General features: G+C 45.7%; 25 protein-coding genes. 7 read left to right on the plus strand and 18 right to left on the minus strand.

Translation table 11 applies throughout. From position 1 onward, the window contains the following. The first annotated feature begins 34 nt into the window (after positions 1–34). The gene (gene ylbJ, locus V1498_RS14930) at positions 35–1,246 is read left to right on the plus strand and encodes a sporulation integral membrane protein YlbJ (RefSeq protein ID WP_409294479.1); all 1,212 of its coding nucleotides are present in this window, start codon (positions 35–37) and stop codon (positions 1,244–1,246) included. Positions 1,247–1,270: 24 nt separating this feature from the next. Here the strand turns inward: ylbJ and coaD are convergent, their stop codons facing one another. Together coaD and rsmD are read right to left on the minus strand one after the other, a co-directional pair. Further along, entirely contained in the window at positions 1,271–1,762 is a 492-nt protein-coding gene (gene coaD / locus V1498_RS14935; protein WP_409294480.1) for a pantetheine-phosphate adenylyltransferase, read from the minus strand. Between the two features lie 55 nt (positions 1,763–1,817). Beyond that, positions 1,818–2,378 (minus strand): 16S rRNA (guanine(966)-N(2))-methyltransferase RsmD, encoded by a 561-nt coding sequence (gene rsmD, locus V1498_RS14940; RefSeq protein ID WP_409294481.1) that lies wholly within the window; start codon positions 2,376–2,378, stop codon positions 1,818–1,820. A 385-nt stretch (positions 2,379–2,763) separates the two neighbouring features. On the opposite strand from rsmD, the gene V1498_RS14945 reads away from it, so the two are divergent. Beyond that, the gene (locus V1498_RS14945) at positions 2,764–3,150 is read left to right on the plus strand and encodes a methylthioribose kinase (protein ID WP_409294482.1); all 387 of its coding nucleotides are present in this window, start codon (positions 2,764–2,766) and stop codon (positions 3,148–3,150) included. 34 nt (positions 3,151–3,184) lie between these two features. Here the strand turns inward: V1498_RS14945 and V1498_RS14950 are convergent, their stop codons facing one another. Further along, entirely contained in the window at positions 3,185–3,460 is a 276-nt protein-coding gene (locus tag V1498_RS14950; protein WP_409292086.1) for a YlbG family protein, read from the minus strand. A gap of 158 nt (positions 3,461–3,618) precedes the next feature. On the opposite strand from V1498_RS14950, the gene V1498_RS14955 reads away from it, so the two are divergent. After that, positions 3,619–3,945 carry a hypothetical protein gene (locus tag V1498_RS14955; RefSeq protein WP_409294483.1) on the plus strand — a complete coding sequence of 109 codons (327 nt, stop codon included), beginning with the start codon at positions 3,619–3,621 and terminating at the stop codon, positions 3,943–3,945. Between the two features lie 49 nt (positions 3,946–3,994). On the opposite strand, the gene V1498_RS14960 is transcribed toward V1498_RS14955, so the two are convergent. From V1498_RS14960 to V1498_RS14970, 3 genes are all read right to left on the minus strand, one after another. After that, complete coding sequence (locus tag V1498_RS14960; protein ID WP_409294484.1) at positions 3,995–4,438, minus strand: YlbF family regulator; 444 nt, start codon at positions 4,436–4,438, stop codon at positions 3,995–3,997. Positions 4,439–4,647: 209 nt separating this feature from the next. Further along, entirely contained in the window at positions 4,648–4,890 is a 243-nt protein-coding gene (locus V1498_RS14965; RefSeq protein ID WP_409294485.1) for a YlbE-like family protein, read from the minus strand. A gap of 15 nt (positions 4,891–4,905) precedes the next feature. Next, complete coding sequence (locus V1498_RS14970; RefSeq protein ID WP_409294486.1) at positions 4,906–5,298, minus strand: YlbD family protein; 393 nt, start codon at positions 5,296–5,298, stop codon at positions 4,906–4,908. Positions 5,299–5,445: 147 nt separating this feature from the next. Between V1498_RS14970 and V1498_RS14975 the strand changes: the two genes are divergently transcribed. Further along, positions 5,446–5,931, plus strand: a complete 486-nt coding sequence (locus V1498_RS14975; RefSeq protein ID WP_409294487.1) for a PaaI family thioesterase — start codon at positions 5,446–5,448, stop codon at positions 5,929–5,931. 193 nt (positions 5,932–6,124) lie between these two features. On the opposite strand, the gene V1498_RS14980 is transcribed toward V1498_RS14975, so the two are convergent. Beyond that, positions 6,125–7,159 carry a CAP domain-containing protein gene (locus V1498_RS14980; protein ID WP_409294488.1) on the minus strand — a complete coding sequence of 345 codons (1,035 nt, stop codon included), beginning with the start codon at positions 7,157–7,159 and terminating at the stop codon, positions 6,125–6,127. 289 nt (positions 7,160–7,448) lie between these two features. Between V1498_RS14980 and V1498_RS14985 the strand changes: the two genes are divergently transcribed. Together V1498_RS14985 and ytvI are read left to right on the plus strand one after the other, a co-directional pair. After that, positions 7,449–7,808, plus strand: a complete 360-nt coding sequence (locus V1498_RS14985) for a YugN family protein (protein WP_409294489.1) — start codon at positions 7,449–7,451, stop codon at positions 7,806–7,808. Positions 7,809–7,923: 115 nt separating this feature from the next. Continuing rightward, positions 7,924–8,976, plus strand: a complete 1,053-nt coding sequence (gene ytvI / locus V1498_RS14990) for a sporulation integral membrane protein YtvI (RefSeq protein ID WP_409294490.1) — start codon at positions 7,924–7,926, stop codon at positions 8,974–8,976. 2 nt (positions 8,977–8,978) lie between these two features. On the opposite strand, the gene V1498_RS14995 is transcribed toward ytvI, so the two are convergent. From V1498_RS14995 to cyoE, 9 genes are all read right to left on the minus strand, one after another. Then, positions 8,979–10,124, minus strand: coding sequence for an enhanced intracellular survival protein Eis (locus V1498_RS14995; RefSeq protein WP_409294491.1), 1,146 nt, complete (start codon positions 10,122–10,124; stop codon positions 8,979–8,981). Positions 10,125–10,141: 17 nt separating this feature from the next. Continuing rightward, entirely contained in the window at positions 10,142–10,642 is a 501-nt protein-coding gene (locus V1498_RS15000) for a hypothetical protein (RefSeq protein ID WP_409294492.1), read from the minus strand. 207 nt (positions 10,643–10,849) lie between these two features. Next, the gene (locus V1498_RS15005; RefSeq protein ID WP_409292062.1) at positions 10,850–11,311 is read right to left on the minus strand and encodes a DUF420 domain-containing protein; all 462 of its coding nucleotides are present in this window, start codon (positions 11,309–11,311) and stop codon (positions 10,850–10,852) included. Positions 11,312–11,508: 197 nt separating this feature from the next. Beyond that, positions 11,509–12,432: a cytochrome c oxidase assembly factor CtaG gene (ctaG, locus tag V1498_RS15010; protein WP_409294493.1), complete on the minus strand. Its 924-nt coding sequence runs from the start codon at positions 12,430–12,432 to the stop codon at positions 11,509–11,511. Between the two features lie 665 nt (positions 12,433–13,097). Beyond that, a complete protein-coding gene (ctaF, locus tag V1498_RS15015; protein ID WP_409294494.1) occupies positions 13,098–13,433 on the minus strand; it encodes a cytochrome c oxidase subunit IVB in 336 nt (111 codons plus the stop codon). A 4-nt stretch (positions 13,434–13,437) separates the two neighbouring features. Then, positions 13,438–14,064 carry a cytochrome (ubi)quinol oxidase subunit III gene (locus V1498_RS15020; RefSeq protein WP_409294495.1) on the minus strand — a complete coding sequence of 209 codons (627 nt, stop codon included), beginning with the start codon at positions 14,062–14,064 and terminating at the stop codon, positions 13,438–13,440. Continuing rightward, complete coding sequence (ctaD, locus tag V1498_RS15025) at positions 14,064–15,935, minus strand: cytochrome c oxidase subunit I (RefSeq protein WP_409294496.1); 1,872 nt, start codon at positions 15,933–15,935, stop codon at positions 14,064–14,066. The genes V1498_RS15020 and ctaD overlap by 1 nt, the downstream gene beginning before the upstream one ends. Before the next feature lie 67 nt (positions 15,936–16,002). Continuing rightward, on the minus strand, positions 16,003–17,091 hold the full coding sequence (gene coxB / locus V1498_RS15030; protein WP_409294497.1) for a cytochrome c oxidase subunit II: 1,089 nt from the start codon (positions 17,089–17,091) through the stop codon (positions 16,003–16,005). A 113-nt stretch (positions 17,092–17,204) separates the two neighbouring features. After that, complete coding sequence (gene cyoE / locus V1498_RS15035; RefSeq protein WP_409294498.1) at positions 17,205–18,128, minus strand: heme o synthase; 924 nt, start codon at positions 18,126–18,128, stop codon at positions 17,205–17,207. Positions 18,129–18,871: 743 nt separating this feature from the next. On the opposite strand from cyoE, the gene V1498_RS15040 reads away from it, so the two are divergent. Continuing rightward, positions 18,872–19,831, plus strand: a complete 960-nt coding sequence (locus V1498_RS15040; RefSeq protein ID WP_409294499.1) for a COX15/CtaA family protein — start codon at positions 18,872–18,874, stop codon at positions 19,829–19,831. Between the two features lie 41 nt (positions 19,832–19,872). Here V1498_RS15040 and pyc read toward each other — a convergent pair whose 3' ends face one another. Beyond that, positions 19,873–23,310, minus strand: coding sequence for a pyruvate carboxylase (gene pyc, locus V1498_RS15045; RefSeq protein ID WP_409294500.1), 3,438 nt, complete (start codon positions 23,308–23,310; stop codon positions 19,873–19,875). 404 nt (positions 23,311–23,714) lie between these two features. Next, entirely contained in the window at positions 23,715–23,996 is a 282-nt protein-coding gene (locus tag V1498_RS15050; protein ID WP_409292049.1) for a YlaN family protein, read from the minus strand. Positions 23,997–24,117 lie beyond the last annotated feature (121 nt).

Consider the following 24,117-nt stretch of genomic DNA (forward strand, 5'->3'; position numbering starts at 1 on the left):
TTTTATTTCTCATTTTTCTGGAGGGACGGACTCAGTGAATAAATCGCAGTTTAAAACCATTATTTTATCTTTCTCAGTGGTGCTCATCGCCGGAGCACTTATTAAATTTCCGCAGGAATCCTTGTCTGCCTCCATCAGGGGATTGAATATGTGGTGGGAGATCGTCTTCCCTTCCCTTCTGCCCTTTTTTATTATCTCTGAAATGATGATTGGATTTGGTGTGGTCCGTTTCCTTGGAGTGCTGCTCGAACCATTGATGAGACCCTTATTTAAAGTGCCGGGAGTCGGCGGCTTTGTTTGGGCGATGGGGATGGCGTCCGGCTTTCCAGTCGGCGCCAAGCTGACGGCCAGGCTTCGGCAGGAAGAACAATTGACGAGGATAGAAGCAGAGAGGCTTGTGAGTTTTACGAATTCATCCAATCCCTTATTTATTTTCGGGGCTGTCTCCATTGGCTTTTTTTATAACACGGGACTTGGCATTGTCCTGGCTCTGTCCCATTATGCAGGGAACCTTACAGTTGGCATTCTTATGAGGTTTTATGGAACAGACGCGAAACCGCCAGCCGAGGAAAAAAACAAAGTTTCCATCATGAAAGCGCTGGCGGCCCTGCACAGGACACGGATCAAGGATAATCGGCCGATCGGCAAGATGCTTGGTGATTCAGTGTTCTCCTCCATCAATACACTCTTGATGATCGGCGGTTTTATCATTCTTTTTTCAGTCGTTAATAAACTTTTATTCCATATGGGCATTACCGGGGCCTTATCGACTGCGGTGAAAGAGCTCCTCCATCTTGCCGGTCTTCATGAAGCACTGGGCATTCCCTTGATAGCCGGCATCTTTGAAGTTACACTGGGCTCCCAGATGACGAGCGGCATCCAGGAAGCACCGCTCCTCCAGCAGGCCATCATCACCAGTTTTCTGCTAGGGTTCAGTGGTTTCAGTGTCCAGGCCCAGGTGGCCAGCATCCTGGCTGAAACCGATATACGCTTTTTCCCATTTTTCATCGCCCGCCTGATTCATGGGACATCTGCCGGATTTTTCACACTGCTGCTATGGAAACCTCTCTATCAGGGAGGAAAGGAGACGTTTGCTGCCGTGCCTGCTGCCTGGCTGCCGCAGGCTGACCAGCTAGGGAATTTCACCTCCTATCTTGCCAAGGCAGGTCCGCCCCTTACCATCCTGATGCTCCTCCTCTATACAGCCCTCCTACTGAAGAGATCTAAAGGAACAGGCAGGGACTAAAAAAAGGAGGCTGACCCTAAAGGGTCAGCCTTCCTGGCTTTCATATTTTTTAAGCAGCCACTCTTTGACTACAGTGGGGACAAGTTCAGAAATATCTCCGCCATACCTCGCCACTTCCTTCACGATGCTTGAGCTGAGAAAAGAATATTGATTGTTGGTCATGATAAAAAAGGTCTCAATCTGCTCGTTTAATAAACGATTCATGGAAGTGATCTGCATCTCATATTCAAAATCCGACACCGCCCGGAGACCCCTGATGATGGCATCGGCATTGATGCTTTTCGCATAGTCAACCAGCAGCCCCTGAAATGAACTTACTTTCACATTCGGGATATGGACCGTTGCCTGCCTGATCAGCTCCTGGCGCTCATCTACTGTGAATAAAGGCTGTTTAGAAGAATTATTCAGAACGACAATATACACTTCCTCAAACACCTTCGCCGCTCTTTGAATAATATCAAGATGTCCGTTAGTGATTGGATCAAAGCTGCCTGGACAAACTGCAATTCTACCCATTTTCATTCTCCTCTAACTATATGTATATAACGAAAACCATCCCGCCTGCAAGGCTCTAAAGGGAAGCACGTCCCCTATATAGGGTCACTGCTATCATGCCATATTTCTCCTCCCGGAATGAAACGAGCGTATTGATTTCCTTTTTGAGGCTAATATCTGAGGCATGCTCGCAGACAATCATACCATCCGGTGCCAGCAGCCCGTTTTCCTCTATCATGCCAAGCAGATTCTCCAGGATATGCTTTTTATATGGAGGATCCAGAAGAATGAGATCAAAGGACAGCTTCCTCTTGATGATTGCTTTTAGCGCCCTCTCCGATTCATTCCTGTAAATCTCGGCTTTTTCCTCGAAATTACAGGCTGCAACATTAGCTTTTATGGCTGCGATTGCTTTGTGATCCCTGTCCACAAAAATGGCCCCATCCATTCCGCGGCTCAATGCTTCTATTCCAAGCCCTCCGCTGCCTGCAAATAAATCCAATACCTGGCCGCCTGAAAAATAAGGGCCGATCATATTAAAAATGGACTCCTTTACCTTATCCGTCGTCGGACGAGTCTGATTTCCGGGCACTGCCTTAAGCGGCCTTCCCTTACAAGTTCCCGATACGACCCTCATAGTATGTTCACCACTTCAAGATTAAATTTAAAATTCTCTCCTATCCTACCACATTCACTGGATTCCGGCCAAATGTTTCTCGGAGTAAAAGAAACGTGCCGGTATTTAAAAATAGAACATCCATGAATAAGCTGGGATAAAAAGGGCCATAATGTTTTTAACAGCATCTTATTCGAGGATGTTGTTGCCAACCGCGGAGAAGACTTACGTTTCCCCATAAGTTCTTCCTCCGGTTTCTCCTCTCCCTTTGCCTTCTTTCCTTGATGGGATATAGAAGGACCCCCGCAGGCAGCTTGCCGGCGGGGCTTTTTATTTGCATGGGCCAGCTTCTCAAACCTCCCTCCTGCATGGTACAGTAAAGACAGTACAAACAGGAGGAACTAAGATGATACAGCGATTCATAGAACTTGGGGAAGGCTATTCCGATATTTACGAACTTCTGGAAATAGGGAGAGCCTGCCGGGAACGGGCAGTCAGGCTGCTGGCCCTTCATACCGTAATCAACGACCGGCCGGCCACATCAGTGGCCGTCGTCATGGAGCCTGCTGCACAGGGAGACTTCCAGCCCATTTACATCTGCAGGGAAGGAATTCCCCATCCTGAATTTAAAAGCAAAAGGTACTCCCTTTTCGCCGAACTTGCAGAAGTGCTCGACAAGCAGATTATCGAGCTTGACGTCAAATCATCCCGGGAATTTGCAGAAAAAGATCTTTACTATCAATACCTCACCGGCATCCTTCGAATGAATAGATACCTTCCGCCGCTCAGGTAAAAAGATGAAACAGGCTGCCCTGCGGGCAGCCTGTTCATAATTCCATTTTATAATCATATTCCTTTGCCTTGTCAGGCTTGGAATTTTCGTATTCGAGCTTAAGAAATGGCTTATAGGATAACTCAACTTTTTTAACAAAAGAATAGTTTTCAAGTTTTTCCTTTAAGGCAGGGACTTCATCCATATTAGTATAAAGCACTACATATTTCAGTTTCTTCGATACATAGTGGATGTTTCCGTATCTTCTCAGGCTTTTTACCTGCTTCAATGTATGAAGCCAGATGACGATGCTTTGCCTTGATCCAAACATAGACGTATCTCCTTAATGAAAGGCTTTAGAAATAGTGTAGCACAGAAAAATCTTCTCTATCAACATTAAATGCATTTGCCTGTCATAATATGTTTATCCATTTAGCTTGTATGGAATAAGTCTGTTGTGGACCATTTCTGACAGAAAGCAGGGGGATTATGGATCTTGCACCCATTTGGTCTGACTTTATCGATACGATCATCAGGGATAACCCAGCGGTAGAGACGGCCGTTTACAAAAAAATCACAGGCATCCCATTTCTCTACCTGACCTTTCATTCCCTGCCTGAGGAAAAAGCCGCAAAAGTGATGATCAGAAAGGCGGCCGCATCTGTAATGAAGGGCAGGCAGCTCCACTGCGAAACTGTATATGTTCGCGAGGATATACGAGGCTATGTGTACCGTCACCGATTCTATGTGCCTCAGCAAAAGATGTTCTGCTGCGGCAACCTGTGTCCTGACTGCATCCGCTTCAGGCCATTCTGATAAACATGTCAAGAGGCTGTCCCGTCCGGGACAGCCTCTTGACATGTTATTATGAGCAGCCGCAGGAGCCGCCGCTTCCGCATCCTCCCGAACAGCTTGAACCGCTGTCAAAGAATGGGTTGCCGGTAGGTACCTTGATATGGCTTGAAACAGCCTTCCCTACCCTGACACTGACTTCATCAAGGAGAGTCTGAAGTTCGGTTTCAGCCATTTTAAAGTCTGCTACAGAAGGATGAAGGTCCATGTCGCGTTTAAGCTGCCTGGCCTTCAAGGAAACTTCACGATAATCCGGATGGTATTTCCCAAACCTCTGAACCTCTTCGTAAAGATCTTTAATATCAAGGAACTCTTGAATCTTACGCTGCGCAGACCGATCTCCCTGCATTTTATATAAACACAAAAAATATTGTTCACCAGTTTCGGAATCAATGATGGCCCTGGCAAGATTTTCTGCGAATTCAATAATTTCAACGCTTTCCAACGTAGCAAGCATCAGCCCACCTCCGACCTTTATTTTACCATTTAACTACAAAAGATGCGAATGTCATAATCTGGGATAATAATCCAATTACTTTATATCCTGTCCAAAAAAAGAAGATTCATGCTTCCTTAGCCTGCCTGATACACATGGGGCCCGTAAAGTCAAAAATGCGGGGACAGCCATAGCGGACTGCCCCTCGCGGGTAGGAGAAAGGGTAATCATCAGGTACTGCCCGAGTTCATTGCCTGGAACATGGACATCATCATCGATGCCATCTGAACTCCGTTAGTCAGCTGGGAAACCCTGTCTGGTATGGACTTTTTAAAGAAATAAGCGGCATCTGTTTCCATCTTCTTAATTTCCTGGGGACTGCGGCTCAGGCGGCGGTACCAGATGGGCTGCAGCCTTAAGTAGTTTTTGAGGTCTTCCTTGCCTTCGATGTATTCTAATATGTCCCTTCTCATCCAGCTTCCCCCTGACTAATCCCTGCGAAATGCAAAAGGGTTTGGCGGCTTTGCCTCAGTTTTGGCGGTTTCCTCAGGAGTTCCCTGGAATTGGGTCAGCAGGCCCTGGACGGCAGATAAAGCTTGGCTTAAAGAAGAAATATGGGATTGTATTTGATCCATATCCATATTTTTTATGGTTGACATGAGAGTCGACACTAAGTCGCTTTTACTTTCTTTTTCAGACGAAACTGCCGGCGTTCCCTCACTGAATTCCGTCCATTTCGCATCATCTTCTCCAAGTAAAAACCATTCCTCATATATCCCCTGCCAGTTGAGTCTGCCTTTTCTGACCTCAGTCACAAGCTTCGGATGCCCTTTGACAAAAGCCTTAAATTTTTCAATGGATTCTTTATGATTCTGAGCCATTTTTAAAGATCACCTCACTGCCACGGCGTCTGCCTATTTACAGGCTATGCAGGTCTAGATGAAAATGTGACTGAGTGGAGCTGTCATTTTAGCCAGGAGAGAAATCTGCCAATATAATGAATATATACGGACAAGAGGAGAGATAGCATGAGTCGCAAATCGCTGCAGGAACAATTCAGCCATATCATTGAAAATGGGACAGAGACAGACCTTGAAGTATTAGAGGTGCTTCTCCAAGGGATCATCCATAAGTCTTCTGAAAAAACTACCTATATCAACAGCCTTTTAGGTGTGGAGACTGAGCTTAATGAAGATGCCATCATCATGACGATCCCGCTTACCCCCCTTACCCATAACAGCCTCGGTATTGTCCACGGCGGGATCATAGCCACACTCGCAGACACAGCGATGGGCACACTGGCAAACTTATCGCTTGGCAGTGAGTTTGCTGCTGTAACAACTGAACTTGGCGTCCACTTTTTAAAGGAAGGAACCGGAAGCAGCCTGGTTTGCAGAGGAGCCGTTTTACATAAGGGCAAAACTACAATGGTCCTCGAGAGCAAGGTATACAGGGATGACGGAATATTATGCGGCCATTCAACCGGAAGCTTCTATATCATTCCCAGAAGATAAGGAAAATCAGAGGGCTGGATGATTTCCACTTTAAACCGTTTCTTTCGACTGGCTGTTTTCGCATACATCATGCAGTTGAAAAGCTGGCTGATTGCTGCGTGAGGCACGCCCCTTTCCCGCAGGCCGGCAGCAGCCTTCTTAAAAACGAAAAGAGAGAGTATCCGTGGAGGTATGGACCTCTCGGATACTCTCTTCATTCTTTGACAAAATTCTGTGTATAGTATTTACGGTACACACCTATGCCAATGCCTGTAAATTCTTCATTGAGCATAGCATCCCGATGGCCTTTACTGTTAAGCCATCCTTCAACTGCTGCGGCACCATCCACATAATTGGCCGCAATATTTTCGCCGGCCAGTGTATATTTGATTTCATTTTCCTGCAGCCGGTCCTCAAGCTCTCCCTTTGTCGGGGAGGTATGGGAAAAATATTGGTCGATGAGCATGTCCTTGCTGTGGAGATAAGCAACCTCTGATACCTCATCCAGGAGTTCCAGGGTGCCAAGCTCAAATCTGTTTCTGATGATATTGGTGATGCTGTAGATCTGCTGTTTGTTTCCCTCTTCGATGGCTTTCCAGAGTACCTCATCCGGTTCGGACTCCTGCGGCAGTTCTCCCCGGTAAATCAGCTCATATGGACGAAGGCGGACAAGGGTATCGGCATCCAGGAAGCGGACACTCGAGACACTGCCGGTGAACTTATCCAGATATAGAACTGCAAAGATATTTCCTACCTTGATGATCGGCCTGGTATTCACATCCTCTTCTGAAAGCTCGAATCGATAGGCTGTGCCGCCATGAGAGAAGTTGACCGAGCTGCTTATATTGGTCTTGCTGAATATATCATTAATGGGCTGTCCAACGATGAACGGGCTGACATCCATGCCGCTTCCGATTCCGTAAGCAGTCACTGCCTTCTTTTTATCATTTATGCCTATTTGGAAATAGTTTTGCGGACTTTTATTATAAATCCACCACTCATATCCATAGGCCGTGGGTGCTTTCCTATCAGGACTGCCGTATGCCTTGATGACCGCATCCGCATCCTTTCCTATGATGGAAGAGATGCCATGCCCCGGCTTAGGAAGCTTAGATGTTGGTTTTGGGTTCTGCCCGCTCAAACGTTCGCTGTTTTCCCTGATATTTTTTTCTCCATTTAATACAGTTTTGTCCTCGGTGTTTTCCCCTATATTTAAATAAAGTCCTGCCATGAAGAAAACGATTGACAAAATCGTGATTCTTAAAATCGCCTTCAGAGGAAAACTCCCTCCCTTTTCTCAGGATGCATCCTGTACTAAAAAGTATTTCCTTTATTATAACATTAACTTGAACCCGAGAGATTTGCACCAATCAATTTAACAATATTTTATAGGTAAACGCTTTAAAATCATTCCGCAATTCATTGCAAGATAGAATGTTTCGTAATATTATAAAATAGGGTGAAGAATTGTGTAAATTATTCTTTACTGGTATATATAGGATACGGACTGCAAGATTAATTATACGGAGGGGATTCGATTGAAATTTGAAGGTACGGGTATAGAAAAATACATAGCTGAGCTCGGCCGCCTGGACGAGGCAATGCGGGATAATGGCATGGTGAGGGCGGAACAATGGGATTATGACCGTGTAAATTACGATAAGAAGTTTTCCTTGAAGGATGGCACTTTTTATTTCCGCATCCAGGGATATGTAGTCGATGGGGATGTGGGTTCCAATAAGGCAGATATACAGTTGATGATGCCGATTCTTGGCAAACACTACTATCCTCACGGCATCGAATACGGCGAGGATGAAATTTTCCCTCCTTCCCTTGTAAAACAATGCGAAAATATCATCGAGTCACTCAAAGAAGAAATCAAGCATTTCGCACTATAAGGGAAAAAGGAGGCTGTCCGGCAGAAACATGGACAGCCTCCTTTTTCAATCCTGATCATTTGTAAAAAATCGGCGGAATACCTATGATATTCAAAAAAACATTAGGAGGTTGAATGTGGCAGCTTATCTCAGCCATAAATATGCAAAAATCGCATACATAGGCCTTCTGGTCCTGATTGCGGTTTATTTCATCATCCCTGTATCTGTCCCCCTCATAGCTGCTTATCTCACTGCCGCCTTGCTGCATCCAGCCGCAGAGGGATTCCGGCGCACCCGTAATATGACCTATAAGACTTCCATTGCATTGGTCTACATGGCCTTCATTCTCATGATTTCTGCACTGGCTTATTTAGTTACAGCTGCAGCTATAACCGAGGGAGCCGTGCTGCTTCAAAAAATCCCGGAGCTGATTGCCAAAGTGGAGGCAGTATGGATGGATAAAGAACAAACCAATCTATATGGTCTCATCCCACAATCCCTATTGGACAACATGAATCAGCAGTCATCCAAGGCCATCGAGACAGCCAGAAACGGGCTAGCGTCTTTCCTGAACTTAGATTACCTTACTGCTGCCATTTCAAAAATTCCTGAAATAATGATCAGCTTCCTTATCTATCTTATAGCCGTATATCTGTTCCTTTCCGAAATTCCATCTTTTAAAAAGCGTATGTACAGCCATTTAACCAGTAAATCCGCAAGAAAAATTACCTTTATTTCATCCCGCCTGACCACCATGCTTGCTGGCTTTTTCAAGGCGCAGCTGATAATGGGCGCCATCATTTTCAGCATTGCGCTGACTGGTTTATTATTTATTTATCCAAAATACGCAGTCATCGCCGCAGCGCTGGTCGCCATGGTCGACTTCATCCCTTTTGCCGGGTCCATTATCATTCTTGGGCCATGGGCAATGTTCCATTATCTCACTGGTGATATCCCCGGCGGAACCCAGCTGGCTGGACTTTCATGCATGCTCCTGATCGTAAGGAGGGCACTCGAACCAAAGCTCACCGGAAGCCATATAGGACTGTCTCCCCTCTACACTCTGGTATCCATGTATCTAGGGTATAAACTGCTTGGATTGTTTGGAATCATTACCGGCCCCTTCTTGGTTGCTGCCTCTTTCGCAGTAAAAGAAGCAGGACTCTTACCGGCTAAATTAAAAAAGTGAACTCAGAAGAAGTCCAGGAAAAGCGGGCGGATCAACGGCACAGCTTCCTTAAGATTCTGCATGTCCTCATACGTTCCGGAAATCTCCCCGATTTCCCAGAGAGTTTCAGCGGTCTGTGCCCCCAATAGCAATGCGGTTAAAGATGAGATTGTGATCGTGAGCCCTTCCCTGGCTTCATGGAGCAGGAATGCCCCTTCCTCTTTCAGTACGAAAGACTGATTATTCCATTCAGCAATGCTGTCCTTGATATGGAGTATGACGGGTTTTTCTACACGATTGAAGGAAAATAGCTTCAAAAACCTTTCTGCATCCACTATCCGTGCCATAAAATACGGATATAGCTCTGTTTTAACCCGCGGGTTGGCTATAAAATTGGGAAATGGATCATCCTTTGGAACGATGATGCCTGCTTTTTCAACCATGGAATCATGCTGACAAAAGAAATTCCATAATCCCTGCCTCGCCTCATGATTCAAACTTACCCATTCATTAACTTCAAGATGTCTGCCTCCCGCCTTATAAAGGACATATCCCTGGGGTTCATTATCTGCATCATAATATATGGCCATTGTATATTGACCAAGCACAGATTTCTCCCACCACTCCCTGCTCCTTACAAGCATGCCCCCAAACTTCAGGGCAAATTTTTCATAGATTCTGCCGGCTGCTGACAGTTCACCTTTCTCATACCTTTTTATGGACCCTGGAACAGCGGGCAGCGGCTTCAGTTCTTCTGCAGGAATTTCCACCTTCTTCACATCACTGAATACTTCCCAGCCGTACCTTCTATAGAAAGAAATTTTAAAGGGATGAAGATAGGAGATAACCTGGCCATTTCCCTTCATTTCCTGGAGTCCCTTTTTGAGCAGGGCATCCACCATTCCTGACCTTCTATGCTCCGGGTATGTTGCGACCGAGGCGATACCGCCCATTTTCACCTTTTTTCCCTGGAGCCAAACTTCAAAGGAGAGCAAATGCATTTTGGCTGCAAGCTCGTCCTCTGCAAGAATTCCGTAAATATCCTGACTCCCATATGACTCAATTTTCTCAGCAAGATCCCTTTCATCTACCTTATACTGAAATGCATACATGGATAAATCCAGCGCCTCTCTGCTTCTTGCTCTATCCAATTTGACTATTTCATGCATAACATCGCCCCATTCGTTTACTCATACTTAAAGAACCAATTTGCAAAAAGCGCATCCTCGCGCAGCCTCCTAAAGTCCAGTTCCTTTAAAATCTTCTGCTTTGATAGATCCTGCTTCCGGCATTCAATCTCTACATGCCTGACAGGACGGCCCAGGGAGTTAGCAGTATACTTTAAAAAAATGTATAAGCTTTCCTCCATATATTCAGCCTCTGCTTCAGGACTTATATAAGAAACAGCCATATAACCTGTATCGTCTGTGTGATGATGGAATACTAAATCCCCCACCATTTTCTTCTGTTTCAAGTCGGCGATTATCCAAAATTTCAGTCCGTCCGCCCCTTTCTCTACTTCTTCGATAAAAAACGGCAAAAATCCTTTAAATAAATGGGACGGCCACGAGTCGGGCATCAAAATGGGTGATCTTTTAACAAGCTCTTCCCTGTATAGAATAAGTGATTTAGCTAGATCAAGAGAACAGGCCATCACAATAATACGTTCCGTTTTGAAATCATCCACTTCATGTCCCCCTTAAAAGCGTTGACTTAAGCTGTATTAAAGAGCGTTCATGCAAGCTTGGAAAATGGTCATTTATAATAGAAAGGGCTGACCCATATCTCACCCGGAGCCAGCCTGTGCCATGATAGTCACTTTATGTACGTTTTCATCCATAAAAAATGCTGCCAATACATTGTATTCAGCAGCAAAGAATTTTATCCTATTTACTTATAAACCAAGTATGGCTTTGATGACCGAAGTGGTTTCCCCGCCTTTATAAAAAACATAAAGGAGCAGGTAGACAGCCACACCTGTAATGCCTGTGAAAAACCAGACAATGCTTGTCACCGGCCCAAGCTTTCTGTGAAAGGCAAGATTATTTTTATAGCCGCTCCACAATGACATGATTCCTAATACAGCCCCGACTGTCGCGAGGGTAATATGGAAGATGAGAAACAACGTATAATAAATCTTTATTGAATCTGGTCCGCCAAAGGATGTATTCCCAATAAAAATCGTTCTGGAAGCATAGATGGTGAAGAATATAACGGCAAATATCCCTGCCAGAGTCATCGTCTTTTGGTGAGTTTTAACTTTCCGCTGTCTGATTTGAACCCAGCCTATTGCAACTGTAATAGCACTCAGGACGATGAAGGTTGTACTGATTGTCGGTAAAATGGGTAAAGACATTTAGTAGGACGCCCTCTCTTAAAATCTTATGTAATCATACGTTCTCCGGGTCTTACCGGCTATCGCTATTGTATTAAACAGCCGGGCCTTTTTCAATAAACTCTATTCAAAAAACAGCTCATTAAAGGCAATTGTTCATAAAAAGACACATTTTTTTAAAGTCCCTTACTGCAGCGTGCGGCAGTAAGGGATACGTATCAGGAACCAGGAGTGTATACATGCCCGGGCTTCGGCTCATAGAGCGCTTCGGTCTCTGATTTATTCTTTTCATTTTCTTTTCTGTACCAGGCAAAGAATATATGGGCAAGCATGGAGCCATACACAATTTCCTGTATGATTTTCATCAACACCCCGCCAAGCTGCTGATCTTCCAGGAGAGGCAGCCAGTTTAGCAGTTCTGGCCCGCTGATGCCAAGGGCGGTCAGCGAACCGGCAGGAACACACAGGGCCATTGCCTGCATCCATGCCGCAGGATCAGAAAAAGTATCATATAAAGGATGCTTCGTAAATATGATCAAAGCACAGGCAGGAGTCAGCAGGATTCCGTTTCCAAATATATACCCCACCTTCTGCAGGCCGGACATTTCGGTTTTATAATGGAGGCTGTTTAAAACCGGCCACCACATGAATACTGCGGTAATGAAAAGGAAAGCTGTATACATGCCGTGGTACCACATATTTACCTTTACTGTATCAAAAATGACAGGCACGTGATAGAACGAGAAGAAGACATTAAAAACGAGCAGTGCAATCAGCGGTTTCGTAAAAAAGTCAAATGGCTTCTTGACCGCAGGAACAGACAGGACCCGTCTCCAAACCCAGGCAGGAATGGATATAATGAACATCGGAGGTATGACCAGATATAAAACAGCCATCTGCGTCATATGGGCACTGAACATGATGTGGCCCAAAAGATCCAGCGGAGATCCCTTTATTGCATATAAGAGGAGCATGGCGGCCGAAAATACAGCCCCCTGTTTTACGGTTAAAGGCTCACTGTCCTTGAAATGAGACCTATATCTTACAGTTATCAGAAAGAATGCCAGGGTACAGACCGCAAGCGCTGCCATAAAATAAGGGCTCCACAGGGCCCTGAAACCGAACATATCTAATGCTAACAATTGATACCCTCCAATCGAAAAAGTTTCATCCATATTATTATACATGAAAATGGCATGGACTGGCAGGCTCTCGTTGAATGTCCTGCAAAAATGCAGGAAATGTCATCAAACAGACAAATAAATGCCAGCGGGTCAGTATAAAATGAAGACTCTTTTCTGAAAGATTGTTGTTTTTGGATGAGTTCTGTGAGGAGATTTAATTATTAAGCAAGTGGATTGGAGCGGAAGGCGCGAGACTACTGATTCAGCTCCGAGACTTTCGACCTTCGAGTCATAAGTCAATCAGTCCATGGAAAGAAACCTCTTCCCACAGCACGCTCGCCTTATGCTTGGCTAACGCATAAGTGCGACTAAGCTTCTGTCTACGCTAACGCTCGCCAATCAGCAGGTCTTCTTTATCAGGTCGCTGCTTTTCTAGTTAGTTAATGGGTTTAATAAGATATTTGTCTTCATTGTGCACCCATTTATTTAGTCTGAAAAGCACCGTTCTCCGTTTTTCTGGGAGCAGCGGGACAGGTGAGACCCCGCAGGCAAAGCCGAGGAGGCTCACCGCCCGCCCCTAAGGTCCGCGAGTGCCTGCAGCGGAAATCCACTCTTTAATTCAACAGCTACATTGTATGCGAAAAAAAAGCCGGCTGATTGTTAATCAGCCGGCTTGAACTTTATTAAATCCAGGTAATTGTTACAAAGGTCAGCACAGTAATGAGTGCCACTGTAAGACCGGAATAAAGGAAAAGCTGTACAGTCTCATGTCCTTTATGGCTCATGTGCATAAAGTAGTACAGCTGGAAAATGACCTGCACCACTGCCAGCAGCATGATAAAAGGAACAATGAACCATGGTGTAAACCCTTCATACATGACCGCTCCAAATGCGATGAGGGTCAAGAAGATCATCAGTGCAAAAGAAATAACCTGGTATCTCATTTCTTCTGCATTTTTTCTGCGGCGGTAAGTCAAATCCGCTTTTGGGTTAGAAGATTTCGGTCGTGTATTCTCCATCCGTTTATCCCACCATTCCCATTAGATATACAACTGTAAAGATGAAAACCCAAACTACGTCGATAAAATGCCAGTAAAGGCTGGCAACATAGAATTTAGGAGCGTTGTACAAGTCCAGACCGCGGCCAGCATTCCTGACCATCAAGGAAAGTATCCAAAGGAGTCCGAATGCCACGTGGCCTCCATGGAAGCCTACCAGAGTGTAAAAGGCAGATGCAAAGGCAGAGCTGGTAAAAGTGTGCCCTTCATGCACATATTCCATGAACTCATAAATCTCAAGCCCAAGAAAAGCCGCGCCAAGCAGAACAGTAATCAGCAGCCATGCCTGCATTCGCTGAAAATTAAAGTTTTTCATATGGTACATAGCGTAAACGCTTGTCAGTGAGCTTGTCAAAAGCAGCATGGTTGCTGCAAAGGTCAATGGCATTTTAAACAGTTCTTCCGCCAGCGGATGATCCCCATTCGGAACTTTATCTTTCAATGCCAGATAGGTGGCAAATAAGGAGCCGAACAGCACTGTTTCTCCCCCCAGGAAAAACCAGAAGCCCAAAAATTTATTTTTCGCTTCAAGTGTCGCTTTCTCAGGAGAAGCCGGCCATGTCATTTCAGTAAATCGTTCAGAAGATGCCATTATGCCTTACCTCCATTATCATCTTCATTCTCAAGGTCCTCTTTATGGATATGGAAGCCATGGTCGTCCTTCACCGAACGAAGCAGCATGGAGACCAAAGTTATGCCAAGGCCTACAGCCATCACTGGGATAGCCCAGCCCTTATCATCATTGTGGTACAAGGCTCCAAAAGCAGCCACGAACAATCCGAATGAAATGGTTACCGGCAGGAAGGAAGCATTCGGCATATGGATATCGCCAAGTGGTTCAGCTGGTGTCATTTCCTTTTTGCCTTCCATCTTTTCAATCCAAAAAGGATCAAGTCCGCGGACAAGCGGCAGCTGTTTGAAGTTGTAGAAAGGCGGTGGTGATGGGATGGCCCATTCTAGTGAACGTCCGTCACCCCATGGATCATTTCCTACCCTAACATTCTTAACCTGAGTCATCACAACATTAATCAATAGGACAATAACAGCAATCCCCATGAAGAATGCACCGGCAGAACTTATCAGGTTGCCGGTTTCCCAGCCCTGGTTAGGCAGGTATGTGAACACTCGGCGCGGCATTCCCATAAGTCCAAGGAAATGCTGAATGAAGAATGTTAAATGGAACCCGATTAAAAACAGCCAGAAAGTGATCTTTCCAAGTGTTTCATTCAGCATAGTCCCAAACATTTTTGGCCAATAGTAATGTGTACCTGCCAGAAGTGCAAGCACGACTCCTCCAACGATTACATAGTGGAAGTGGGCAACTACGAAATAACTGTCATGATACTGATAGTCAGCAGCTGCAACAGCATTCATGATACCGGTGACTCCCCCAGCAACGAATGAAGGGATGAAAGCCACTGCATACAGCATAGGGGTGGTGAATTTAATGCTTCCGCCCCACATCGTGAACAGCCAGTTAAAGATCTTGATTCCTGTAGGAACTGCGATTGCCATTGTCGCAACGGCGAAAATAGCGTTTGCAATCGGCCCCATTCCTACTGTGAACATATGGTGGGCCCATACCATGAATCCTAGAAAACCGATAAGCACGGTCGCAAATACCATGGATGAGTATCCGAAAAGCCTTTTCCTTGAGAATGTAGAAAAGATTTCCGAAAATAGTCCGAATGCCGGCAGTATGAGGATATATACCTCAGGATGGCCGAAGATCCAGAATAAATGCTCCCAGATAATTGTGTTTCCGCCCGCAGAGACGTCAAAGAAGTTGGCGTCGAACAAACGATCGAACATTAATAAAAACAGTCCTACAGTAAGTGCAGGAAAAGCAAATAAAATAAGAGCAGAAGTAACAAATGATGACCAGGTGAATAAAGGCATCCTCATATAAGTCATTCCCGGTGCCCTCATATTGACGATGGTCACAAGGAAGTTAATGCCCCCGATCAAAGTACCAATACCCGAGATCTGAAGTCCCAGTATGTAAAAATCCACCCCATGTGTGTCCGCTTCCAATGTGAGCGAAGCATATGAAGTCCAGCCTGCGTCAGGCGCTCCTCCAAGGAACCATGAGCAGTTCAGGAATACACCACCGAAGAAGAACAGCCAGAATCCGAGTGAGTTCAAGAATGGGAATGCAACATCGCGCGCACCAATTTGCAGAGGTACGGCAGCATTCATAAATGCAAAAATCAATGGCATGGCTGCAAGGAAAATCATTGTTGTACCATGCATGGTCAAAATTTCATTATACGTTCCGGCACTTAGAAAATCATTGTTTGGAATGGCAAGCTGGATACGGATGAAAAGTGCTTCCAGTCCGCCCGCCAAAAAGAATATTCCGCCGGCAATCAGGTATAGAATGGCGATTTTCTTATGGTCTACTGTTGTCATATAGTCCCATACTGTTGCGCCAAAACCCTTTTTTTGAGCGATCGTACTCACGGTTAAACCTCCCTTTGTAAATCACAATCCCCTTGATGTATATGGCTCTAAAAACACCAGCAGGCAGTTACTGCTGTACCTTCAACCCCATCAGGTACTCAGTCAAAGCATCGATCTCCTGTTGATCAAGCTCCTGGTATTTGCCAGTCATAAGGTTTCCAGGCTTAACCTTTTCAGGATCTTCAAGCCATTTCTTCAAGTTTTCTTCATTGTGTTCAAGTATGCCGGCAATTCTGGTTCTTTCGCCAAAATTAGCCAGGTTTGGAGCTGTACGTGCCGCTTCAGGCCTTTTGTCATTCGGCGTATTCGCGTGGCATCCGATACAGCTTTTGTTATAGATTGCTTCGCCCTGTTTAGCAAGCTCGCCTTCAGCAGCAGGCTTTTTAACTGCCTTCATGCTGTCAGTCCATTGACCAAATTCATCCTGGGACATAGTCTGGACCTTGAAATCCATATATGCATGTGATGGACCGCAAAGCTCTGCGCACTTCCCGTAGAATTGATTCTGGACCTTTTGTGAATCCTTGCTGTCAAACTCAAGCCAGAACTGATTCTCCCCCTCAGGGTTTGTATCTGTTTTGCCCCCTACAGCAGGTATCCAGAAGGAGTGCTTGACATCGGAAGATTTAACATTGAAATACACCTTTTTGTCTGTAGGCACAACCAGATCCTGGCTCGTTACGATCCCAAGGTCAGGATACTCGAATTCCCACCAGTAGAGGTTGGCCCGGACATTGACTACAAGGGCATCCTTATCCTTGGTTTTGCCGCTTTTGTCTTTTTCTTTCATAGGTGCCACATCAGCGAGTTCAAATGTATAGGATACAGTTGGAACTGCTAGCACTAGAAGCAGTAAGATCGGGATGACAGTCCAGATGATTTCAAGTTTGTGGTTCCCCTCCACCTGTTTTGGAATGGTATTCTCATTCTTTTTTGTCCGGCGGAAGCGTGCGATCACATAAATGAATATGATAGTTACAACAATTATGACAAGCACCATGATGACCGTGCTCAGTATCATGAGGTCATATTGTTTTTTTGCAACTTCACCGGCAGGTGTTAAAGTTGACAGGAATGGCTTTCCACAGCCTGATAGAGCAAGCGCCAAGATTGCAAAGATGGAAACCAGGCGCCATTTGTGAAGCCGTTTTCTCATAGCTTATGAAACCCCTCTTTCGTAAAAAATTTCTTGTGTGCAGCTATTTCCTGCTCAAATTCTCTCTATATAAATTCTTTGAGATAAAGAAAGAATTCCAAATGAAATTGGAATTAAATCGATGTTACGATAACCATCGCCACAAATGCTATTGTTAAGTAATTCAGCGAATAGACAAACATCAGGCGTGCCCATTTCAGATCGTCCTTCATCCGGTACCCCATGATCGCAAGAGCCAGCCACCCCGCATTCAGTACGGTTGCCAAAATGACAAATGGGACACCCAGGTCCAGCATAAAGAATGGAATCGGCATGAGTGCCGCTACCCAGAGCAGCATACTCCTCTTCGTTGCGCTGAATCCTTTAACAACAGGAAGCATCGGTATGCCCGCAGCCCTGTATTCCTCAACCCTCTTCATCGCCAGGGCGTAGAAGTGCGGCGGCTGCCAGATGAACATTAGAAGGAAGAGCATCCAGGCAAGCACTGAAAGGTTCTGATCTACAGCGGCCCACCCGATCAGCGGCGGGACAGCGCCGGAAAAGCTGCCGATTACTGTATTGGAGACAAGCTTCCGCTTAGCCCACATGGAATAGATGACCACATACGCAAAAGCGCCGAACACTCCTATGAATGCGGCTGCCGGTGTGGTGAAGGCAAGCATGATAAGCCCTGCTGCAAGAAGGGTGAATCCGATGGCAAGGACAGCGGGCCCGGTAAAGCGCCCAGTCACTGTCGGCCTCTCCTTCTTGCTTTCCATAAGCGGGTCGATATCCATGTCGATATAATTATTCAAGGCGCATGAACCTGCAATCACAAGGGCAGACCCGCCGATTGTCAGGAATACGAGGTCAAGATTCGCAAGGAAGCCCTGCCCGGTAAAATGCAATGCAAGCCAGATTCCTGTAAACGCTGTTATTATATTTGAATTGACAATCCCAATCTTTATAACGGAAAGAAAATCTTTCCAAACAGAGGCCTGAACGGCTGTATCGCTGTCATTAAGATCAGAATCTGCCAAAACTCGTGTATTAGACATAAATGATTCCCTCCTCAAACTTCTTCAAAAATCAGGCTGTATAAGTGTATGTCGAGCTGAAAATGGAATCTATTTCACTTTGTAAATTATCATTAGAATTTTTCAGCTGGAATATAGCCGGTACCCTCTGTATATTAAAACATAATTTAGACATTTTTTGTGAATTTTTTTTGGATAACTTATGACGTTTTAGTGACTGTTATGCTGTTATATCAGTCTTTTTACCCGGTTTCGGTTCCGTTCTGCTATAATGCCGAAGTCATGTCGGGATAAGCTTCTTTCCCCTTAACTTTTTCCTTCTTTTCCATATACATCCTCTCTATTTCTATCATCACAGGCTGAAAGTTTCAACTATTTTCTGCTTATGCCCAACTTCATCTTGTAAAAATAGGCAGAATTGTGTAATATCTATAAAGTATTTTCTACTATATTTAAAGTCATGAATGTTTATTTAAGGATGTTTTCGCTTACATTGCTGCTATTGAATAAGAAAGTGGATTTCCACTGCAGGCGCTCTAGCTGCGCTGGGCGGGCGGTGAGCCTCCTCAGCTTTGCCTGCGGGGTCTCCCTGTCCCGCTGCTCCAAGTAAAGCATAAGTCCACTTGCTTAGTAATTAAATCCCCTCACAGACTTATAAAAAAAGCAACAATCTCTTAGAAAAGAGCCCTTGATAATGTTACTATTGTACTGATACATAAAATCATGATTAATAGTCTTTCTAATAAAATAAGAAGGTGAGATCTTTGCAACGAAGACTGAAATGGCTTGGGGTGCTTTCCACTTTAGGAATGCTTCTTGTGCTCCTGGGCGGCGCCCTTGTGACCAAAACCGATTCCGGGATGGGCTGCGGCAGGACCTGGCCTTTATGCAACGGGGAATTCGTTCCCACCCAGATCGATGCTGCCCTTGCCATAGAACTTGCCCACAGGCTTGTATCGGGCTCTGTCGGCATTATGATTCTTTTATTATCGGTCTGGAGCTGGAAGCAGATCGGCCATATCAGGGAAACAAAATTCCTGAGCTTTCTTGCTTTTTTCTTTTTACTGCTGCAGGGCCTTATCGGTGCCGCTGCCGTCAAATGGGGGCAGTCGGATTTTGTACTGGCGCTCCATTTCGGAATTTCCCTGATATCATTTGCTGCTGTGCTGCTGCTCACGCTTCTCATTTTTGAGGTTGACAAGAAGTTCCAGGCGGAAAAAGTCATTGTCGATAAGCGGATGAAGTTTCATATTTACGGAGTGATTTGTTACACATTCATCGTTGTATATTCCGGCGCACTGGTCAGGCATCTAAAAGCCAGTCTTGTATGCGCAGACTGGCCGATGTGCACCAATGGAGACTTCAGCCTGCCGGCTAATATCTACCAATGGGTTCAAATGGGCCACCGGACGGCTGCCGGACTCATTTTTATCTGGGTACTATATGCCAGCTATCTTGCCTTTACCAAATATCGCAGCCAGCCGGTCATTTTATGGGGCTGGGCTGTATGCGCCATACTTGTGACGCTTCAGGTCACTTCCGGTGCATTCGTCATCATGTCGCGGCTGAATTTATGGGTGGCGCTTGCTCATGCCCTCATCATTTCCTGTTTGTTCGGTGTATTCAGCTATCTTGCCCTTCTTGCATCGCGAAGCAGGAAGAATGAAGCACTCATGCAGGAGTGCCTCCAGGAAGAGATTCCAAAACTTAATTCAATTATTTAAAAAACAGGCTGGACGCCATCGTCCAGCCTGTTTTTTCACTATCAATCTCCCGCTATTTCCATCAATAGGTCACCAGTTGCAATGGCTTCACCGTTTTTAACATGAATATCTTTCACGGTTCCCGAAAACGGCGCCTGAACTGTCGTTTCCATTTTCATCGCTTCCGTAATGATGATATGGTCACCTTGTTTTACTTTTTCTCCTTTGTCGACCAAAAGACGGATCACGGTTCCCGGCATGGTTGCCCCGATATGTTCCTTATTCTGCTGGTCGGCTTTCATCTTTGCCCCGGAAGCAGACTTTATGCTTTCATCCCTGATGACGACTTCACGCGGCTGGCCGTTGAGCTCAAAATAGACGACCCTGTTTCCGTCTCCCCTTGCTTCACTGACTGAAATGAGCTTAACAAAGAGAGTCTTCCCTTTTTCAATTTCGACCTCAATCTCCTCACCCAGTCTCATTCCGTATAAAAATGTCGGTGTATCAAGTGTAGAGACATCCCCAAAAGAATCGCTTGTTTTAGCATAATCCAGGAAAACTTTTGGATACATTACATACCCAAGCACATCAAAGCTTGTCACCGGCCTCCCGATCTCATGGAACAGCTCTTCCTTCACCTTGGAGAAATCAACAGGTTCCAGCAATTCCCCAGGGCGGACTGTTATCGGATTTTTGTTCTTGAGAATCACCTTTTGCAGCTCTTCCGGGAATCCGCCAAGCGGCTGTCCAAGATACCCTTCAAACAACTCTATTACTGAATCCGGAAAGTCGATTGCATTCCCTTTTGACAGGACGGATTCTTCATCCAGGTCATTTTGTACCATGAACAGGGCCATGTCTCCTACGACCTTTGAAGATGGGGTAACCTTGACGATGTCCCCGAACATATAATTCACGCGGGAATACATGGATTTTACTTCTTCCCATCTATCACCGAGCCCTACCGCCTTCGCCTGCTGCTGCAGGTTGCTGTACTGACCGCCCGGCATTTCGTGCCGGTATATTTCCGTATGGGGGGCTATCATGCCGCTTTCAAATTCCTGGTAATATTTACGGACATCCTCCCAGTAGTGCCCAAGCTGTTCTATTCCTTCTATGTCAAGCTCAGGCTGTCTCTCTTTGCCTTCAAGTGCATAATAAAGGGAATTCATGCTCGGCTGTGATGTAAAGCCCGCCACTGCTCCGATTGCCGTATCTACAATATCCACTCCGGCATCAATTGCCCTGGCATAGGTGTAGATCCCATTCCCGCTCGTATCATGGGTATGAAGGTGAAGCGGGATGCCGACTGTCTCCTTAAGCTCCGATACAAGCCTATAGGCAGCCTCAGGCTTTAAAAGCCCGGCCATGTCCTTGATGGCCAGTATATGTGCCCCCTGGTTCTCAAGTTCACGGGCCAAATCTTTATAATAATCCAATGTGAACTTTGTCCGCGCGGGATCATTTATATCTCCTGTATAACAGATGGCCGCTTCTGCAATCTTCCCTGACTGCCGAACCGCATCAATGGCTACCTCCATGCTTTTTGCCCAGTTCAGGCTGTCGAATATCCGGAAGACATCTATCCCCGCCTCCGCTGATTTTTCAACAAACTCCCTCACCGCATTATCTGGATAGTTTTTATATCCAACGGCGTTGGATGCGCGGAGCAGCATCTGAAACAGCAGGTTCGGCATTTCTTTCCGGAGGCCAAGCAGCCTCTCCCAAGGGTCTTCCTTCAGGAACCTGTAGGCCACATCAAAGGTTGCCCCGCCCCACATTTCAAGAGAAAATAATTGCTTCATGATGGCGGCCGTGGGCTTGGCAGCCTGCATCAGATCCCGCGTCCTGACCCTGGTAGCGAGAAGGGACTGATGAGCGTCCCTGAAGGTGGTATCCGTCAGGAGCACCTTCTTCTGCCCATTGATCCACTTAACCACCCCGTCAGCACCCTCGCTGTCCAGGATCTGCTTGGAACCTGCAAGTCCAGCTTCTTCCACAGAGGGGATTCTGACCCCGTCAAAGACCGGCTTCTTCTTTTTCTCAATTCCCGGGAAGCCGTTAACCGTGACATTCCCGATATAGCTCAGCATTTTAGTGCCCCGGTCCTTCCGCACAGGGAAGAAAAAGAGTTCCGGTGTATTATCGATGAACCCTGTGTTATATTCACCCTTCAAAAAGCTTTTGTGCTTCACAACATTCTCAAGGAACGGGATATTCGTTTTAATTCCACGGATTCTGAACTCTTTCAGGTTCCTTACCATCTTGGACGCTGCCTGCTCAAAGGTGAGCGCATGCGTTGATAATTTCACAAGCAGGGAGTCATAATAGGGCGTAATCACCGCTCCCTGGTACCCGTTTCCAGCATCCAGCCTTACACCGAATCCTCCACCGGAACGGTATACCATAATCTTGCCTGTGTCCGGCATGAAGTTATTCAGCGGATCTTCGGTTGTTACCCTGGACTGGATGGCATAGCCATGTGTCTTTATTTCATCCTGCTCGGGGATGGCAATCAGTTCTCCATGCAGTTCTTCGCCAGAAGCGATCATGATCTGCGTCTGGACGATATCGATTCCTGTGATCATCTCTGTGATGGTATGCTCCACCTGAACCCTGGGATTGACCTCAATGAAATAATATTCATTATCCGCAACGAGGAATTCAACTGTGCCGGCGTTCACATAACCTGAATTTTCCATGAGATGGACCGCTGCCCTGCAGATTTCAAGCCTCAATTCCTCGCTCAGTGATACGCTTGGAGCCACCTCGACTACTTTCTGATGGCGCCTTTGGACAGAACAGTCCCGTTCATACAGATGCACTATTTCCCCGTATTTGTCCCCGAGTATCTGAACTTCAATATGCTTTGGATTTTCTACAAATTTTTCTACATATACCTCATCATTGCCAAATGCCGCCTTTGCCTCTGATTTTGCCCTCGCGTAGGCTTCTTTCAGTTCGCCGGGCTCCCTGACAATCCTCATGCCCCTTCCGCCGCCGCCAAGGGCTGCCTTGATTATGATGGGATAGCCCGCTTCCTGTCCGAAGGATGCCACTTCCTCAAGTGAAGTGACTGGGCCGTCGCTCCCTGGAATGACCGGTATCCCGGCAATAACAGCCTGATGCCTGGCTTTAACCTTATCCCCGAACATATCAAGATGCTTTGTTTCTGGCCCTATGAAGATAATTCCTTCCTCTTCACACCTTCTGGCAAAATCAATATTCTCGGATAAAAAACCATATCCGGGATGGATGGCATCGACTCCGCTTTTCTTGGCAATATCTATAATTCCTTCAATGTCCAGATAAGCTTCAATCGGTCCTTTTCCTTTGCCGATCAAATATGCCTCATCCGCCTTGTAGCGGTGGTATGCCCCTGAATCTTCTTTTGAATAAATCGCAACGGTCGATATGTTGAGTTCTGTACAAGCCCTGAATACACGGATTGCGATTTCACCGCGGTTGGCGGCTAATATTTTTGTAATGCGTCTCTTCAATCGATAACACCTTCCTGTAATGTATTTTGATTAGGACCGGCCTATCCTTGTCAAGCATTGATATGCCTCGTCCGGTCATCGGCAGGGATGGCCATGTCTATAGGCTCGGCCGAGTCCTTGGAGGACCTAAGAACAGCTATGCCAGGAAGGCATATTGTTTCTCGTGTAAAAACCCCGGTCAGCCTGTCCAACACAGAGCTGACTATGCCTTATGTAGATTGTACCATTAGCTGAAAATTATGAAAATTAAAAAGCGCACTTTGGAATAATATTATCTTATGATAATGTTCCAATGACTTCTTCATTACATTATAATCAATGCCGGCAAAAGAGTCTAATACGGCTAAAAAAGGTTCCAAACAAAAAAACTCAAACACTTAAAGAGTGTTTGAGCTACAGCTGTCTTACTTGCGCAGGGAAGCTTCATGCAAAGCTGACAATTCCCGTTCCAATGTATCTAAAAGCGCCTTCCCTTCAAGCTCCGGAATCAGCCCAAGGCGGACGGCAAAATCAATTTCCCGTGACAGGCCGAACATTTGAGTGTCCAGCACCTCTTCATACAAAGGACATTGAGGCATGGTCAGGTTATCCATCTGCACCTTTATTAATTTCAATATCTTTTCAGCATCGCCCTTCAGCAAGGTGAATGCTTTATCGCGATAATTCACTAGCATATCTGACGCCATTCCTAAATCCCCCATTTCAGAGCGACCTTACAATTCTATCTATAAATTCTACCTGTTGTTTCAGAAAAAAGCAAGGAGATGAACGATACCAGCCAAGATTTCAAGCTACTTGTACCAAAAC

This window comes from Paraperibacillus marinus, assembly GCF_046237605.1.
GTDB lineage: Bacteria > Bacillota > Bacilli > Bacillales > DSM-1321 > Paraperibacillus > Paraperibacillus marinus.

What these genes read in the sequence shown, in the direction of transcription:
- coaD (WP_409294480.1), bottom strand. Translation starts at nt 1,762, where the DNA reads ATGGGTAGAATTGCAGTTTGTCCAGGCAGCTTTGATCCAATCACTAAC.
- V1498_RS14945 (WP_409294482.1), top strand. Translation starts at nt 2,764, where the DNA reads ATGATACAGCGATTCATAGAACTTGGGGAAGGCTATTCCGATATTTAC.
- V1498_RS14965 (WP_409294485.1), bottom strand. Translation starts at nt 4,890, where the DNA reads ATGAGAAGGGACATATTAGAATACATCGAAGGCAAGGAAGACCTCAAA.
- V1498_RS14970 (WP_409294486.1), bottom strand. Translation starts at nt 5,298, where the DNA reads ATGGCTCAGAATCATAAAGAATCCATTGAAAAATTTAAGGCTTTTGTC.
- rsmD (WP_409294481.1), bottom strand. Translation starts at nt 2,378, where the DNA reads ATGAGGGTCGTATCGGGAACTTGTAAGGGAAGGCCGCTTAAGGCAGTG.
- V1498_RS14960 (WP_409294484.1), bottom strand. Translation starts at nt 4,438, where the DNA reads ATGCTTGCTACGTTGGAAAGCGTTGAAATTATTGAATTCGCAGAAAAT.
- cyoE (WP_409294498.1), bottom strand. Translation starts at nt 18,128, where the DNA reads ATGTCTAATACACGAGTTTTGGCAGATTCTGATCTTAATGACAGCGAT.
- ctaF (WP_409294494.1), bottom strand. Translation starts at nt 13,433, where the DNA reads ATGGAGAATACACGACCGAAATCTTCTAACCCAAAAGCGGATTTGACT.
- V1498_RS14975 (WP_409294487.1), top strand. Translation starts at nt 5,446, where the DNA reads ATGAGTCGCAAATCGCTGCAGGAACAATTCAGCCATATCATTGAAAAT.
- V1498_RS15005 (WP_409292062.1), bottom strand. Translation starts at nt 11,311, where the DNA reads ATGTCTTTACCCATTTTACCGACAATCAGTACAACCTTCATCGTCCTG.
- coxB (WP_409294497.1), bottom strand. Translation starts at nt 17,091, where the DNA reads ATGAGAAAACGGCTTCACAAATGGCGCCTGGTTTCCATCTTTGCAATC.
- V1498_RS14955 (WP_409294483.1), top strand. Translation starts at nt 3,619, where the DNA reads ATGGATCTTGCACCCATTTGGTCTGACTTTATCGATACGATCATCAGG.
- V1498_RS15020 (WP_409294495.1), bottom strand. Translation starts at nt 14,064, where the DNA reads ATGGCATCTTCTGAACGATTTACTGAAATGACATGGCCGGCTTCTCCT.
- V1498_RS15050 (WP_409292049.1), bottom strand. Translation starts at nt 23,996, where the DNA reads ATGGCGTCAGATATGCTAGTGAATTATCGCGATAAAGCATTCACCTTG.
- V1498_RS14995 (WP_409294491.1), bottom strand. Translation starts at nt 10,124, where the DNA reads ATGCATGAAATAGTCAAATTGGATAGAGCAAGAAGCAGAGAGGCGCTG.
- V1498_RS14950 (WP_409292086.1), bottom strand. Translation starts at nt 3,460, where the DNA reads ATGTTTGGATCAAGGCAAAGCATCGTCATCTGGCTTCATACATTGAAG.